The sequence below is a fragment of the Allobosea sp. P1_A7 genome (genome assembly GCF_056406775.1).
Map to the genome: position 1 here is coordinate 14,025 of NZ_JBFTZN010000001.1, position 14,792 is coordinate 28,816.

The 14,792-nt window shown below is 64.9% G+C and carries 13 protein-coding genes; 7 read left to right on the forward strand and 6 right to left on the reverse strand.

Translation table 11 applies throughout. The features are described 5' to 3' along the window. Nucleotides 1–99: 99 nt before the first annotated feature. Together AC1D34_RS00070 and AC1D34_RS00075 are read left to right on the forward strand one after the other, a co-directional pair. Nucleotides 100–1,434, forward strand: a complete 1,335-nt coding sequence (locus tag AC1D34_RS00070; RefSeq protein WP_476823172.1) for a malonyl-CoA decarboxylase — start codon at nt 100–102, stop codon at nt 1,432–1,434. Between the two features lie 20 nt (nt 1,435–1,454). Further along, nucleotides 1,455–2,984, forward strand: a complete 1,530-nt coding sequence (locus AC1D34_RS00075) for a malonate--CoA ligase (protein ID WP_476823173.1) — start codon at nt 1,455–1,457, stop codon at nt 2,982–2,984. 15 nt (nt 2,985–2,999) lie between these two features. On the opposite strand, the gene AC1D34_RS00080 is transcribed toward AC1D34_RS00075, so the two are convergent. From AC1D34_RS00080 to AC1D34_RS00090, 3 genes are all read right to left on the reverse strand, one after another. After that, nucleotides 3,000–3,764 carry an MBL fold metallo-hydrolase gene (locus tag AC1D34_RS00080; protein ID WP_476823174.1) on the reverse strand — a complete coding sequence of 255 codons (765 nt, stop codon included), beginning with the start codon at nt 3,762–3,764 and terminating at the stop codon, nt 3,000–3,002. Nucleotides 3,765–3,958: 194 nt separating this feature from the next. Next, nucleotides 3,959–5,680, reverse strand: a complete 1,722-nt coding sequence (locus AC1D34_RS00085) for a Na/Pi cotransporter family protein (RefSeq protein WP_441489081.1) — start codon at nt 5,678–5,680, stop codon at nt 3,959–3,961. Nucleotides 5,681–5,836: 156 nt separating this feature from the next. Further along, nucleotides 5,837–6,427 (reverse strand): NADPH-dependent FMN reductase, encoded by a 591-nt coding sequence (locus tag AC1D34_RS00090; protein WP_441506659.1) that lies wholly within the window; start codon nt 6,425–6,427, stop codon nt 5,837–5,839. Between the two features lie 75 nt (nt 6,428–6,502). Here AC1D34_RS00090 and soxR point away from each other — a divergent pair, with 75 nt between their 5' ends. After that, nucleotides 6,503–6,964, forward strand: a complete 462-nt coding sequence (soxR, locus tag AC1D34_RS00095) for a redox-sensitive transcriptional activator SoxR (protein ID WP_441489083.1) — start codon at nt 6,503–6,505, stop codon at nt 6,962–6,964. A gap of 9 nt (nt 6,965–6,973) precedes the next feature. On the opposite strand, the gene AC1D34_RS00100 is transcribed toward soxR, so the two are convergent. Continuing rightward, nucleotides 6,974–7,771, reverse strand: a complete 798-nt coding sequence (locus AC1D34_RS00100) for a creatininase family protein (RefSeq protein WP_441489084.1) — start codon at nt 7,769–7,771, stop codon at nt 6,974–6,976. A gap of 25 nt (nt 7,772–7,796) precedes the next feature. Next, complete coding sequence (locus AC1D34_RS00105; RefSeq protein ID WP_441506657.1) at nt 7,797–9,188, reverse strand: FAD-binding oxidoreductase; 1,392 nt, start codon at nt 9,186–9,188, stop codon at nt 7,797–7,799. 264 nt (nt 9,189–9,452) lie between these two features. On the opposite strand from AC1D34_RS00105, the gene AC1D34_RS00110 reads away from it, so the two are divergent. The 4 genes from AC1D34_RS00110 to AC1D34_RS00125 all read left to right on the forward strand — a co-directional run bounded on the left by AC1D34_RS00110 (nt 9,453) and on the right by AC1D34_RS00125 (nt 13,669). Further along, nucleotides 9,453–10,481, forward strand: coding sequence for an ABC transporter substrate-binding protein (locus AC1D34_RS00110; protein ID WP_441506656.1), 1,029 nt, complete (start codon nt 9,453–9,455; stop codon nt 10,479–10,481). 100 nt (nt 10,482–10,581) lie between these two features. Beyond that, complete coding sequence (locus tag AC1D34_RS00115; RefSeq protein ID WP_441489087.1) at nt 10,582–11,394, forward strand: ABC transporter ATP-binding protein; 813 nt, start codon at nt 10,582–10,584, stop codon at nt 11,392–11,394. Further along, the gene (locus AC1D34_RS00120) at nt 11,391–12,281 is read left to right on the forward strand and encodes an ABC transporter permease (RefSeq protein ID WP_084651136.1); all 891 of its coding nucleotides are present in this window, start codon (nt 11,391–11,393) and stop codon (nt 12,279–12,281) included. Before AC1D34_RS00115 ends, AC1D34_RS00120 begins: the two co-directional genes overlap by 4 nt. 2 nt (nt 12,282–12,283) lie before the next feature. After that, nucleotides 12,284–13,669 (forward strand): FAD-binding oxidoreductase, encoded by a 1,386-nt coding sequence (locus tag AC1D34_RS00125; protein WP_441489088.1) that lies wholly within the window; start codon nt 12,284–12,286, stop codon nt 13,667–13,669. Here AC1D34_RS00125 and AC1D34_RS00130 read toward each other — a convergent pair whose 3' ends face one another. Then, nucleotides 13,670–14,557, reverse strand: coding sequence for a hypothetical protein (locus AC1D34_RS00130; protein WP_441489089.1), 888 nt, complete (start codon nt 14,555–14,557; stop codon nt 13,670–13,672). It abuts the gene before it with no gap. Nucleotides 14,558–14,792 lie beyond the last annotated feature (235 nt).

The window sequence follows — 14,792 nt, forward strand, 5'->3', positions numbered from 1 at the left end:
CAATCCACTTTTCGGGCCGATGCTCGAGCAGGACAGGCCGTTCATTCCGGCGCAGAAAAACTCGTATAGGATCGCACCACGACGGCAGCGGAGACGGGGATGGACATGGCGTTTCTCGGCGAACTCCTGACGAGTGTGGCGGACCGGGGCCGCGCACTGATCGGCCTTGAGCGTTTTGCCGGGAACCGCAACCGCTCGCTTGACCGGCTTTGCGAGGACCTGCTGTCAGGGCGCGGCGAGGCCTCCGGCATGGCGTTGGCGCAGGCCGTTCTCGACCAGTGGGAACGGCTCGATCCGCCAGGACGCCTCGGTTTTTTCCGCCTGCTTCAGGATCGCTTCGGCCCGGATGAGGAGAAGTTGAGCGCCGCCATCGCACGCTACCAGAATGAGGCGGATGCGGCTGCGATCGCAGCATTGCACATTGCCTCCGAGCCGCGCCGGCAGGAACTTTTCCGCCGCCTCAACCTCGCGCCCGGCGGCACCCATGTGCTGGTCCGCATGCGGGAGGCGTTGTTCGAGGCGATCGAGGCCGACCCGGCCCTGAAGCCGGTCGATGATGATTTCCGGCATCTCTTCGGCTCCTGGTTCAATCGCGGCTTCCTGGTCTTGCGCCGCATCGACTGGCACACACCGGCCAATGTGCTGGAAAAGGTCATCCGCTACGAAGCGGTGCACGAGATTCAGGGCTGGGATGATCTGCGCCGCAGGCTCGAGCCGGCAGACAGGCGCTGTTTCGCTTTCTTCCATCCGCAGCTTGTCGACGAGCCGCTGATCTTCGTCGAGGTTGCGCTGACGGGCGCGATCCCGCGCAGCATCGCCGAAGTCCTGAGTGAAGAGCGCGAGGTCCTCGCGGCCCAGAATGCGTCCACCGCGGTGTTCTATTCGATCTCGAACTGCCAGGAGGGGCTGCGTGGCATTTCCTTCGGCAATTTTCTGATCAAGCAGGTCGCCGAGGACCTGAAGCGCGAACTGCCCGGGTTGGATACCTTCGTCACTCTTTCGCCCGTTCCCGGCTTTGCGCGCTGGCTCGCGGGCATCGTCGCCGAGCCTGGCGACCCGCTGCTCACCAATGAGGAACTCTCCGAGCTTGCGCGCCCGGTCGGCGAGACGATTGCGCTCGACGAGCCGGAGAGGGCGCGGCGCGACAAGCTGCTGGGCCAGATGGCGGCGCAGTATCTGCTGCGCGCCCGCGCGTCGTCGGGGCGGGTCATCGACCCTGTCGCGCGCTTCCATCTCGGCAACGGCGCAAGGCTGGAACGCATCAATATAGGCGGCAATCTCTCGGCCCGGGGCTTGCGCGAGTCGCACGGCGTGATGGTCAATTACCGCTATGATCTCGGCGATATCGAAGCCAATCACGAGGCCTTCGCCAGCCGCAACACCGTCGTCGCATCGTCCGCCGTCCGCAAGCTGCTCCGTCCCGTCTCCGCCTGAACCAAAACCTGAGACCTGTCATGGCCAATCATCTGTTCGACCTCGTCACCGCGCGCATTCCCGCACCCGACGCGCCCTTCGCGCTTCTCGGTGACGGCCGTCGCTACAGCTATGCCGAGATGGTCGCGGTGTCCGCCCGCTTCGCCAATGCCCTGGTGGCGCTCGGCGTGAAGCCGGGCGATCGCGTCGCCGTGCAGGTGGAAAAGAGCATCGAGGCGCTGATGCTCTATCTCGGCACGATCCGCGCCGGCGCCGTCTTCCTGCCGCTGAACACCGCCTACACGCCGGCCGAGATCGAGTATTTCCTCGGAGATGCCGAGCCCGCGGTCTTCGTGTGCGATCCGGGCAAGGCCGAGGCCCTGCGGCCCTACGCCGAGAAGGCCGGTGCCAAGCTGGAAACGCTCGGTGTCGCGACAGGTACGCTCTTCGACAAGGCCGGCGGCGCTTCCGCAGAATTCGCCGATGTCGCACGTGGACCGGACGACCTAGCCGCCATCCTCTATACCTCGGGGACGACCGGGCGCTCCAAGGGCGCGATGCTGAGCCATGACAACCTGGCCTCGAATGCGCTCGCGCTCGTCGACTACTGGCGCTTCAGCAGGAATGACCGGCTGCTGCATGCGCTGCCGATCTTCCATACGCATGGCCTCTTCGTCGCGACCAATGTCGTGCTCTTCGCCGGCGCCTCGATGATCCTGCTGCCGAAATTCGATCCCGAGCAGATCATGAAATACCTGCCGCAGGCGACCAGTATGATGGGCGTGCCGACCTTCTATGTCCGGCTGCTGCAGGATCCGCGCCTGACCAAGGAGGCGACCCGGCATATGCGCCTCTTCGTCTCCGGTTCGGCGCCGCTGCTCGCCGAGACGCATCGCGAATGGCGCGAGCGCACCGGCCACGCCATCCTCGAGCGCTACGGCATGACCGAGACCAATATGAACACCTCCAACCCTTATGAGGGCGAGCGTGTTGCCGGCACGGTCGGTTTCCCGCTGCCAGGCGTGAGCGCGCGCGTCACCGACCCGGAAACCGGCAGGACGCTCGGTGCCGACGAGATCGGCATGATCGAGGTCAAGGGCCCGAACGTCTTCAAGGGGTACTGGCGCAATCCGGAGAAGACCAAGGCCGAGTTCCGCAACGATGGCTTCTTCATCACCGGGGACCTCGGCAAGATCGACTCCGCCGGCTATGTCCATATCGTCGGGCGCGGCAAGGACCTGATCATTACCGGCGGCTACAATGTCTATCCGAAGGAAGTCGAGACCGAGATCGACGAGATGCCGGGCGTGATCGAGAGCGCGGTCATCGGTTGTCCCCATCCCGATTTCGGCGAGGGCGTCACGGCCGTGGTCGTGGTCAAGCCCGGGGCCGAGATCACCGCCGCGTCGATCTCGAAGGCGCTCGACCAGCGCCTCGCCAAGTTCAAGCTGCCGAAGCAGGTCTTCATCGTGCCCGAACTGCCGCGCAACACCATGGGCAAGGTCCAGAAGAACCTGCTGCGCGACAGCTATCGCGACATCTACGCCAAGACCGCCAAAGCGGGGGAGTAACCCAGCACCGCGCGGTCAAACCCGCGCGGGCTCCCTGATTTCGATGGTTTCGCCGTCGCCGGGGATCAGCAGGCGCTCTGGCCCGATACCGCGCTGTTCGGCGGCCTTGCGCAGGGCCGCCCGGTTGATGCTCGCATGGTCGAGCGCCTCCATATGGGTCGCGATGACGATGGCCTCGGGGGCTGCTTCGCAGAGTGCCAGCGTCTGGGCGTCGTCCATCACGATCAGGGTGTTGTCCCAGAGGGCACCGCAGGAATGGGTGACGATCACATCCGGCGCGGTCGCTGAAACCGCTTCGAGCAGTGGCGGATAGAGAATGCTGTCCCCGCACCAATAGAGCGTCGGCTCGCCTGGGGCCTCCAGGCTGAAGCCCATGACGGGCCCCATCTTCTCGACGACCGCGCCGCTGCCATGCTGCGCCGGAACGCGCTTCAGGATAATCGGTCCGATCCGCTGGAAGCACTCCACGGGGCTGACTGACTGGAAACCCGCCTCCACGATCCTGTCCTCGTCGCCGGGGCGGCAGGTCAGCGGCAGATATTTGGGAATGCGCTCCTTCGCGACGCTGTCGAAATGGTCGGAATGCAGGTGCGAGACGATCACCTGGTCGACACCATCGAGAATGCTCTCGATCGGCTCGGGCAGCTCGACCATCGGGTTTGCGGATTTGCCGGTGAAAGTTGGACGGCCGTGCATGGGGCCGAAATCAGGGTCGATCAGGAATGTCCTGCCCGCATAGACAAGCTTGAGCGTGGCATTGCGGAGGAGTTGGAGCCGCATGAGTGTCTCCGGATAGTGGCAATGCAGCTCATCATGCGTTCTCCCGCTCGCCAGCGGCCAGTTCTATTTTGTGAAGTCGATAGTGCTCAGCGTTGATCAATGCTCGCTCCGCATTGAGATCAAGGAGAAACCCTCGTAGCCTCCCAAAGACCTACGCCTTTGGACTATACATCCGCGAGGGCTGGCGAGCGGGCTCAGCCCTTGGGTTGCGGTACCATGCCAAGATCGAAATCAGCCTCGGCAGCGGATGCTTCGCGGTGCCTGAGGCGGCTCTCCCGCAATTCGCCGGCCGTCTCGAGGATGGGATAAGCGATCGACGTGATGTGCCCGTGGATGCGCTTGAGGTCGCGCAGCACGTCGAGATGGATCGAGCTCGTCTCGATCGATTCCGGCACGCCGCTGCGCAGCCGCTCATAATGGCTTTCGGTCGCGCGGCGCTCGGCGGAACGCATCACGGCCTTCTCATCGAAGAGTTGACGCGCCAATGCGATGTCGCGTGTCGCGAGGACGTTCAAGGCCAGCCGCAGGCTGTGGGACACCCGCGCATGCAGTGCGCTGATCTCGGCAAGCCCCTCCGCCGAGAAGCGATAGCCCTTGCGGATCTTCTTCTCGGCCAGTTCCCGGAGGTTCTTGTCGATGACGTCGCCGATATGCTCGAGATTGGTGTTCAACGTGACGATCTCGAGCAGCCGGCGGCTTTCCTCTGTGCTCAGCTCGGACCGGGACAGCCGTACCAGATAGAGCTTGATCGCCTCGTGGATCGTGTCGACACCGTCATCGGCCTGCGAGATCTCGCGGGAGAGCTTGATCTGGTCGCCATCGAGCAGGGTCAGCGTGTCCTTCAGCATCTCGCCGACGCGGTCGCCGAGATGGAGCGTCTCGCGCATCGCGCAGGCAAGCGCTTCCGATGGGCTGTCGAGGACACCGGGGTCGAGGTAGAGCGGGCGGATCACGCGTTCGTTTGTCGGCGCGCTCGGCATGAGCCGCAGGACGAGGTTGGAAATTGGTGTGATGAAGGGCAGGAACAGCAGCCCGCCGGCGATGTTCAGCGCCAGATGCAGCTCGACTGCGAGCCGTCCGGGATGGAGAGACAGGGACGAGAACCAGCCGGCGAGCGGGCCGGCGAACGGGATCACGATGACGGCGATGACGAGGCGCGTCAGTAGATTGGCGACCGCGACACGGCGCTGCGCGATCGGGGCGCCGAGCTGGTCGATGACCGGGACCAGGGCATTGCCGAGATTCGCTCCGACGATCAGTGTCACGGCCATGGTCGGGGAGAGCAGCCCGCCCGACCAGAACGAAGCGATCAGCAGCACGATGGCAAGGCTGGAATGGGTCAGCCAGGTCGCGGCGACGGCCACAAGCACGGCGATGACCGGCTCGCCGGCCAGTGCCTGCAGAATCAGCTTGAAGGTCGGGGACTGTGCGAGCGGAGCGGCAGCGGATTTCAGCTCGACGAGCGACAGCAGGATGAGCCCGATGCCGACCAGGACACGGCCGATATTGCGGGCCCGGTCCATCGCCTCGTTGGCGAGATAGAGCGCCACACCGACGGCGAGGCAAAGCCCCCAGATCCAGCCAAGATCGAGCGACACGAGAAAGGCTGCGAGCGCCGTGCCGATATTGGCTCCGAGCAGCACGGCAAGCGCCATCGGCAGCGTGATCAGCGATTGGCCCGCGAACGAGGAGAGCAGCAGCGTCGTCGCCGTCGAGCTTTGCAGCACCAGAGTCACCGCCGCTCCGCTCGCCAGCGCCGTGAAGCGGTTGCGCGTGAAACGCGCGAGCGCCTGTCGGAGCGAGGAGCCGAAAGCCCGCGTGGCGCCCGTCCTGACCAGGCGTACGGCCCAGATCAGCAGAGCCACCGCCCCTGCGAGGTGGATCAGGACCGAGGTGGTGCTGTCGACTGCGTTCATCTCGTACGGTGGTCTCCGAATCGGGGGTGCCAAGGGCCTCGCGAAGCGCAGCCAATCTAGCTGAATTTCATTAGCCGTCTTATAAAATATGTAGGTTGAAAGGGGCCATTTGATGACCCCTCTCCGACCTATTGTCGTCGGTGATTGCTGATCGATTCAAGCCGCGAATGTACCATAGGGGACGTTTTCCCGGGCATCGCGCAGCGCTGTCGCCCACCAGTGCAGTTGCGCCAGCATGGTTGCCATCGCCTGCTCGGCCTTGGTCGCATCCAGGAGCTGGCCGGTCTCGTCGAACTGGCTCCAGGCATGCGCAAAGCAGACAACGTCGCGGATAGTGGCCGCGTGCAACTCGTTGAAAACCTGGCGCAACTGGTCGATGGCGCGCAAGCCGCCCGAGACGCCGCCATAGGACACGAAGGCGACCGGCTTGCCGCGCCACTCCGCCCCGACGAGATCGATCAGGAACTTCAGAGGCGCCGGATAGCCGCGGTTATATTCCGGCGTGACCACGATGAAGCCATCGGCGCGCCCGATCCGCTCCCTGAGCAGGCGCACCGTCGGAGTTTCGCCGCGTGGGTGGCGCTTCGGCAGGTCGAGCGTCAGCGGATCGATGACATCAACGACGAATGGGCCTTCGCCTTCGATCTGCGACAGCGCCCAGTTGGCCACCCGGTCGCAGAGCCGCCCCTCACGGGTGCTGCCATAGATCAGGGCGAGGTGGATCCTGCGGTCTAACGGGCGGTGCATGGTCGCGCTCCAGGCTGCTTGCACATCGGAAGCGCAGGGTTATAAAACCTCAAGCAGGGTTAAGGTCAAGCGTCGATGAGCAAAGCGGATCACGCCCATTTCTTCGATGAGATGAGCGTCGGCGAGGTGGCGAGGCGCAGCGGGCTCGCTGTCTCCACCATCCATTTCTATGAGGCGAAAGGCTTGATCCGGAGCGCGCGGAGCAGCGGAAACCAGCGCCGCTATCCGCGGGAGGTTCTCCGGCGCGTGGCGATCATCAAGGTGGCGCAGCGCACGGGAATCCCGCTGAAGACGATCGGCGACGCCTTCAAGGCCTTGCCATCGGAGCGCACGCCGACGGCGGAGGATTGGTCACGCCTGTCATCGGTCTGGAAGGTTGAGCTGGAGCGCCGGATCGACCGGTTGACGCGGCTGCGCGACCACCTGACCGACTGCATCGGCTGCGGCTGCCTCTCGGTGAAGAGCTGCCCGCTGCACAATCCCTGGGATCGGTTGGGCGAGCAGGGCGCGGGACCGCGCCTGCTCGACCCCGATTGAGGCTGCCGATTACGACGCCTTGTGCAGTTGCGAGAGCGGGAACCTGGCGACGTCTGCCAGCAGCTCGGCAAAACCCTTCGCCTGAAGGGCCGCTGTCGCCTTGCCCTTTTCGGCCGTCGCCAGGCTGGCATCGCCTGCCGCGCCGCTGGGATTGACGTCCTGCGCCATCCAGGCATGCGCATGCAGGCCAGTCGGCCTGAGCCAGGCGTACTCGCCCTGCATCTTGATCGTGCTCGGCTCGAAATGGCCGGCCTTGCCCATGTCGACGAGATCCGGCCGGAAATGCAGCATCAGCGAGGTCTCGATGTCGCCGGCATGGATGCCGTGATTGGCATCGAGATCGGCATAGACGCCTTGCGGCAGACCGAAGGCGCGCCAGGCGGTGGTGACAGCCAGCATGCCGTGGCGCACGCGCAGTTCGCGCGCGACCACCTTCATCGGGTCGATATTGCCGCCATGCGAGGTGACGATGACGAGTTTGCGCAGGCCGGCGCGCCGAACGCTTTCGCCGATCTCGAGCCAGCTCTGCGTCGCGCTCTCCCAGGACAGGGTCAGCGTGCCCGGCGAATGCAGATGCTCGTTCGACTTGCAGATCGGCAGCGTCGGCAGCACCAGCACATCGAGATTGGCGGGAACCAGCGGCATCGCCTCGGCCAGCATGGAATTCATGATGGTGGTGTCGACCGAGACCGGCAGATGCGGCCCGTGCTGCTCGATCGCCGCCAGCGGCAGCACCGCCACGGTGTTGTCGGGCGACAGCCCCTCGAAATCGGTGGTCTTCAGGTCGCCCCAGAAACGCGCGCTCATCGCTCAATCCGTCCTTGTCTGCTCGTCATTCCGCCGCCTGCGCAGCATCGGCTTGCCAGTTCAACAGCTTGCCGGGGTTCATCAGTCCTTGCGGATCGGCGATCCGCTTGAACTCCGGTTGCGGCGCATCGACCTTCTTCCAGCCGGCGTTGTTCAGGACCCAGCTATGCGGGTTCGAGGCCTGGATGCCCGCTTCTTCGGCCTGCGCCATGATCTCGTGCAGGCGTTCGGCCGTGGTGAAGCGCACCAGCGGCAGGCTGGAATGGTAGACCTTGCCCTGCCGGCGCTGGAACTCGATGTGGAAGAGCACATCCTCGTGGAAATGCGTCTCGGCCCAGGCCAGCAGTTCGAGGTTACGGACCGGCGGGAAGCGCAGTTGCAGATAGGTGATGTCGGGGTCGACCTTCAGCGCATGCAGCGTGGTGTGGTTCCAGGTGTATTCGTAGAGCGGGCCGGGCGCGCCCTTCTCGCGATGCTCCCCGAATGCCGCGGCGCGGGCTTCAGCCGCTGCGCGCGAGAAGGTGACCGTTCCGCCCATCTCGGCAATCAGCCGGTCGAGCTCGTCGCCCTGCGGCTCCGAGACCATCAGGATGGCGAAGGCCTTGTTCTCGCCCAGCCAGGGGGCGAGTCGGCGCAAATACGGGGCAATGCGGGGATCGTGGATGCTGATCAGCTTCTTGGCGATACCGTCGCATTCGGTGAAGGCCTGGCCGAAGGCGGCCGCCTGGCCAAGGGTCTCGAAGGTCGCGATCCGTTCTGCCCATGCATGGGCGGGTGCCAGTGGCACCTCGACCTCGGTGATGATGCCGTTGACGCCATAGGCGTGCATGACCTTGAGGATGTCCTTGCCGCGCAGCTCGATCAGCCGCGGCTCCGGCTCGACCGTCATGACTTCGACAGCGATGACCGCGCCTGGATTGTCGATCTGTCCCCACGTGCAGGAACCAGCGCCGGCAGCTCCGCCTGCGATGAAGCCGCCGAGCGTTGCCTGTGCCCGGGTCGAGGGATGCATGCGCAACTCCTGCCCGAGCGGGGCAAGCGCCTTGTCGATATCGAGCATGTTCGCGCCAGCCTCGAACCGGCCCGCGCCGAGCGTGGTCGAGACCACGCGGCTGAACCGGGACAGGTTGAGCACGACCCCACCTTCGAGCGGCACGGCCTGGCCGTAATTGCCGGTGCCGCCGCCGCGAACCGTCAATGGCACGCGATGGCGCGCGCAGGCCGAGGCGACGCGGCGAACCTCGTCCTTGGTCTTCGGCAGGATCACGAGTTCAGCCTGCTTGCCCTCGAGATCCGGCTTCAGCACGGGGGAGAACCAGAAGAAGTCGCGGCTGTGCATCCTGAGCGACGGCGCGTCGTCATAGATCGTCAGATCTGCGAGTTCGGCGCGAAGTGCGGAGAGGGCAGGGCTGGTCATGCTGATCTCGGATTCCGTGGACGGCGCCACCATAGCCGGAAGTGCCGGCGGAGGAAGCCGCGTGGCCGCATGGCGCCGTCGCGGCTGTTGATCACTTCAGGTGTTGCAGATCTGGCGAGGAATTGGGCAAATGCCCGATCTCTGTGCGTAATAATGCGATGCCGGATTTCCAGCGCGCCTGGCAGCGTGGCATATATGTTGCTCGCTGGTGGCCACAGCGCGGCGCGGACGCCGCTGGCTAGCCTGTTCCTGGAGGTCCGTTCCATGACGATGAAGTATCGCGTGAGCCGTCGCGCTGCGCTCGGCCTGATCGGCGGCTCGGCCGCTTCCGCTCTGATCCCGGTTCCCGGAGCCAGGGTCAATGCCCAGACGCTGGACAAGGTCAGCTACCAGACCAACTGGCGCGCCCAGGGCGAACATGGCGGCTTCTATCTCGCCCTCGCCAACGGCATCTACAAGAAATACGGCATCGACGCCGATATCCGCATGGGCGGCCCGCAGCAGAACCCGTCGCAGCTCCTGCTCGGTGGCCGGGTCGACATGATCATGTCGAACTCGTTCGAGGCGATCCGCTATGCCCAGGAGAACCTGCCCTTCCTCTGCATCGCCTCGATCTTCCAGAAGGACCCGCAGGTCCTGATCTCGCATCCGGGCCAGGGCAACGACACGCTGGCTGCGCTCAAGGGCAAGCCGATCCTGGTCGGCGCCGGCGGACGCACCAGCTTCTGGCCTTTCCTGAAGGCGAAGTTCGGTTTCACCGACGAGCAGATCCGGCCCTACACCTTCAACATGGCGCCGTTCCTGGCCGACAAGACGATCTCGCAGCAGGGCTTCCTGTCCTCCGAGCCCTTCGCGATCCGCAAGGCCGGCGTGAACCCGGTCGTGCACCTGCTCGCCGATTCCGGCTTCGGCAACTACAACACGACCATCAACATCTCGAAGAAGATGGTCGCCGAGAAGAAGGACGTGGTGCAGCGCTTCGTCACCGCGACTCTCGAAGGCTGGGCCGAGTACATGAAGGGCGGCCCGGCGATCGAGGCCGCCAACGCGCTGATCCTCAAGGACAATCCCGACATGGACGGCGAGAAGCTCGCCTATGCCCGCCAGGTCATGAACGAGAACGGCATCGTGCTCTCGGGGGACGCGCTGACGCTTGGCATCGGCGCGATGACAGATGCGCGCTGGGCCGATTTCTACAAGATGATGACGGAGGCCGGCGTCTTCCCTGCTGGCATCGACATCAAGAAGGCCTATAGCCTCGAGTTCATCAACAAGGGCGTCGGCAAGGCGTAGGCGGCTTCCGCCCTTCATGGACCCCGGGTCGGCGCGGCGGCGCCGATCCGTCCGGGATGACCGGAAGACGTTCGACAGCAGCAAGATGGATCATCAGGCTTTGGACACAGCCTATCTGAGCAGACCTCATGTCGAAGGCAGCGGCGCCAGGCCGCTCGTATCAGTCCGGCATGTCTCGAAGCAGTTCGCCAACGGCACATTGGCCGTGCGCGACGTCAATCTCGACCTTGGCACGGGCGAGTTCATCAGCCTGCTCGGCCCCTCGGGCTGCGGCAAGTCGACCTTGCTGCGGATGATCGCAGGCCTGGGTGCGCCATCGACGGGCACGATCGACTGGCCGACGACGAGCCATGACGCCTCCGGCAAGCCGGAGCGCGATCTCGGCTTCGTCTTCCAGGACCCGACATTGATGCCCTGGGCGGATGCTCTGTCCAACGTGATGATGCCGCTGATCCTCAAGCATGTGCCGAAGCGCGAGGCGCAGGAGCGCTCGGCCGAGATGCTGGCGCTGGTCGGGCTGAAGGGCTTCGAGAAATCCTATCCGCGCGAGCTTTCCGGCGGCATGAAAATGCGCGTCTCGATCGCCCGTGCGCTGGTGATGCGGCCAAAGATCCTGCTGATGGACGAGCCCTTCGCGGCGCTGGACGAAATCACCCGTCACCGCCTCAATGACGACCTGCTCGAGCTCTGGTGGAAGACGAAGTTCACCGCCGTCTTCGTCACCCATTCGGTGTTCGAGTCGGTCTACCTGTCGAAGCGCATCGTCGTCATGGCGGCTCGTCCCGGGCGCGTCATGGCAGATCTCGACGTCGATGCTCCCTATCCGCGCGACGAGCTGTTCCGCACCTCGGCCGATTACGCGCATCTGTGTCGTGTCGTTTCCGGCAAGCTCAAGGAGGCGATCGGCTCATGAGCGCGCCGTCCCTGGATACCACCATGCCGCATGTGCCCCATGACGGGACCGATGCGGAAGCGCGCCCGATCTTCGCGGCCGAGCCCCGCATCCTCGGCCTGCCCGCCAGCGCCTGGCCCCGCATCCTGGCGCCGATCGCGGTTGGCGTGCTGGCGCTTGGCCTGTGGGAGTTCCTCGTCCGCTGGAAGGAGATCCCACCCTATATCCTGCCCGGGCCGGTGCTGATCGGGCAAACGCTGATCGCCGACTGGGGCACGCTTTCGGGCTCGCTCTGGATCACGCTGCGCATCACCTTCATGGCGCTCTTCGCAGCCGTGGTCGTCGGCGTCACGCTGGCCGTGCTCTTCACCCAGTCGAAATGGCTGGAGATGTCGCTTCTGCCTTATGCGGTGGTCCTCCAGGTCACGCCGATCGTCGCGATCGCGCCGCTGATCATCATCTGGGCCGGCGACATCAACCTGTCGCTGCTGATCTGCGCCTGGATCGTCGCCTTCTTCCCGATCCTGTCGAACACGATCCTCGGGCTGAACTCGGCCGACCACAACCTGATCAATTTCTTCCAGCTCTATGGCGCGACGCGCTGGCAGACGATGCGCTATCTCAAGCTGCCGGCCGCGCTGCCTTACTTCCTGGCGGGCCTGAAGATCTCCGGCGGTCTTGCCCTGATCGGCGCGGTGGTGGCGGAGTTCGTTGCCGGAACGGGTGGGAGCGAGTCGGGCCTCGCCTATCGCATCCTCGAAGCCGGTTATCAGCTCAAGATTCCGCGGGTCTTCGCCGCCCTGATCATGATCTCGCTCTCGGGCATCGCGATCTTCCTGGTGACGAGCTGGATCTCGCATCTGCTGTTGCGGCGCTGGCATGAAAGCGCGCTGAAGCGGGAGAATTGATCATGAACGCCGTCCCGGACCGCAAACCGAGGGCGGTTCAGCCCTCGCGCTACGATATCGCGGGCTTCAAGACCGATATCGCCGACATCCCGCTGATCGATGAGCCGCAGGTCGTGCGCAAGCGCTCGCGCGACTTCTTCTGGTACTCGCCGATCCTCAATGCCGAACTGGCGAACAAGTCGGCCGATATCATCGTCTGTCCGCGCGACGAGGCCGATGTGGTGCGCGTTGCGGCGGCCTGTGCCAGGCGACGCATCGCGCTGACGGTGCGTGCCGCGGGAACCGGCAATTACGGTCAGGCCGTGCCGCTTGAAGGCGGCGTCCTGCTCGATATCACCGCACTGACCGCGATCGAGTGGCAGAAGCCCGGCGCGATCCGCGTCCAGGCCGGCGCCAGGTTGCTCGATATCGACATGGCGACCCGGCCATCCGGCTACGAATTGCGCATGCATCCCTCGACCAAACGGTCGGCGACTGTCGGCGGCTTCGTCGCGGGCGGCTCGGGCGGCGTTGGCTCCGTGACCTATGGCGGCCTGCGCGAACCGGGCAATATCCTCGCGGCCCGCGTCGTCACGGTGGAGGAGGAGCCGCGCATTCTCGAGCTGCGCGACGACGCAGCCCAGAAGGTCAACCGCGCCTACGGCACGACCGGCATCATCACCGCGCTCGAAATGCCGCTGGCCCCGGCCTGGCCGTGGATCGACGTCATCGTCGCCTTCGACGATTACATCGAGGCGTTCCAGGCCGGCTATGACGTCGCGCTGGCAGACGGCGTGGTCAAGAAGCTGGTGACGCCGATCTCATCGCCGATCCCGTCCTATTTCGGCGCGTTGAAGCAGCATTGCCCGCCAGGCAAGAGCATCCTGATCTGCATGATCGCGGAGGCCTCGCTTGGCCCCTTCAAGGCGATCATCGGTGCGCGCGGAACGGTGACCTATGAGGCGCCCTCGGAGGAGGGGCCGGGCACGGTGCCGCTCTATGAGTACACCTGGAACCACACGACGCTGCAATGGCTGAAGAGCGATCGCTCGATCACCTATCTGCAGTGCCTGTTCCCGCATGACCGGCTGGTCGCGAGCGCCCGCGAGATGATCACACGCTTCCCGGACGAGGTGCTGCCTCATCACGAATTCATCCGCTTCGGTGGACGCGTGACCGCGAGCGCCCTGCCGATTCTGCGCTACACGACCCCGGAGCGGCTGAACGAGATCATCGCGCTGCATGAGGAGGCGGGCGTGATGATCGCGAACCCGCATGTCGTCTCGCTCGAAGGTGGCAGCCGCCACAAGCGGGCCGATGCCGACCAGCTCGGCTTCAAGCACGAGGTCGATCCCTACGGCCTGCTGAACCCCGGCAAGATGGATAGTTTTGTCGCGAAACCCGGCTGATCAGGCGAAGAAGGCGAGCTTCTCGTCGACCGGGAGCGCTTCGATCTTGCGCAGCTCGACCTCCGACGTCGTCGCCGCGGCTCTCGGCTTCGGCGCAGCCACTGTGACCGCAGCCTCGGGGGCTTCCGCGAAGACGAGGTCTTCCTCCATCATCTGAATCGTGCTGAGTCGCCGATGATTGGAGGCTCTCGTCCGGATGCGCGGGGTCTCGTGCAGGGTGGAGCGCGGCTTGTCGTCGATCTCGACGATCTCGATGTCGTCATAGGTCGAGAGTGGAACGGCCTCGCGCAGATCAAGCGCCTTGGCAGGCATCGGGAGCGGCGTGATCCGGCTTGTGTCGGGGGCGACATGCATGCTGCCGGCGATGGCCCGCAGGCTGCTGTCGAGCATGGCGATCGTGTCGGCGATCTTGCCGATCTGCTGCGCGGTGCCCTCGACAACGGCGCTTGCCGCATAGATCTCCGTCGCCCGCCGATCGAGCAGGTCGCACATCACTTCCGCTGCGCCACTCTCGCGCAGGCCCCAGGCAGCTTCCTGGATGCTCTCGGTCGCGCCGACGATGCTGCCGGCCGCGGTCTCGATACGTGCAGCGAGACGCGACGACGGCTCGCCGGCCTTGCCGCTGATCCGTTCCAGATCGCTGCGCAGATCCATGATCAGCGCGATGGCCTCGCTCACATCTGGTCCGCTCGACGCCGGAGCAGCAGAGACGCCCATGGCATGCTGCAGCCTGTCGATGGCAGCGAGCACCTGAGCGGTGTCGGCCTGCCGGTTTCGCTTGGCGTGCTCGGCCATGAACCACCGCCCGCGCGCGGTCTCCATCACTGCCGCGGCGATAGCCTCGTAGTCGGTCTCGCTCAGCGGTGTCAGCGAACGCGCGTCGCCCATGACGAACCTGCTCTCGGGGAGACTGACCGATTCGGGCCGGGCAGTCGTGATGATCCAGCGAAAACCGTGCGACAGAATTGATTAAGGAAGTGCTGCCATGCGGCATTGAAAGGCGCCTCGATGCACAAAAAAACCGGAGCGCGCCGATCACGCGGTGGGAGCGTTCGCAGCGACAGCGATGCAGCGCGACGACGCTTGCCAAGCGTGCCCGGCACGGCGATACAGGTTTCGGGGA

Coding starts and splice junctions, on each gene's coding strand:
- AC1D34_RS00070 (WP_476823172.1), top strand. CDS start 100: ATGGACATGGCGTTTCTCGGCGAACTCCTGACGAGTGTGGCGGACCGG.
- AC1D34_RS00110 (WP_441506656.1), top strand. CDS start 9,453: ATGACGATGAAGTATCGCGTGAGCCGTCGCGCTGCGCTCGGCCTGATC.
- AC1D34_RS00125 (WP_441489088.1), top strand. CDS start 12,284: ATGAACGCCGTCCCGGACCGCAAACCGAGGGCGGTTCAGCCCTCGCGC.
- AC1D34_RS00090 (WP_441506659.1), bottom strand. CDS start 6,427: ATGCACCGCCCGTTAGACCGCAGGATCCACCTCGCCCTGATCTATGGC.
- AC1D34_RS00120 (WP_084651136.1), top strand. CDS start 11,391: ATGAGCGCGCCGTCCCTGGATACCACCATGCCGCATGTGCCCCATGAC.
- AC1D34_RS00085 (WP_441489081.1), bottom strand. CDS start 5,680: ATGAACGCAGTCGACAGCACCACCTCGGTCCTGATCCACCTCGCAGGG.
- soxR (WP_441489083.1), top strand. CDS start 6,503: ATGAGCAAAGCGGATCACGCCCATTTCTTCGATGAGATGAGCGTCGGC.
- AC1D34_RS00130 (WP_441489089.1), bottom strand. CDS start 14,557: ATGGGCGACGCGCGTTCGCTGACACCGCTGAGCGAGACCGACTACGAG.
- AC1D34_RS00105 (WP_441506657.1), bottom strand. CDS start 9,188: ATGACCAGCCCTGCCCTCTCCGCACTTCGCGCCGAACTCGCAGATCTG.
- AC1D34_RS00075 (WP_476823173.1), top strand. CDS start 1,455: ATGGCCAATCATCTGTTCGACCTCGTCACCGCGCGCATTCCCGCACCC.
- AC1D34_RS00080 (WP_476823174.1), bottom strand. CDS start 3,764: ATGCGGCTCCAACTCCTCCGCAATGCCACGCTCAAGCTTGTCTATGCG.
- AC1D34_RS00100 (WP_441489084.1), bottom strand. CDS start 7,771: ATGAGCGCGCGTTTCTGGGGCGACCTGAAGACCACCGATTTCGAGGGG.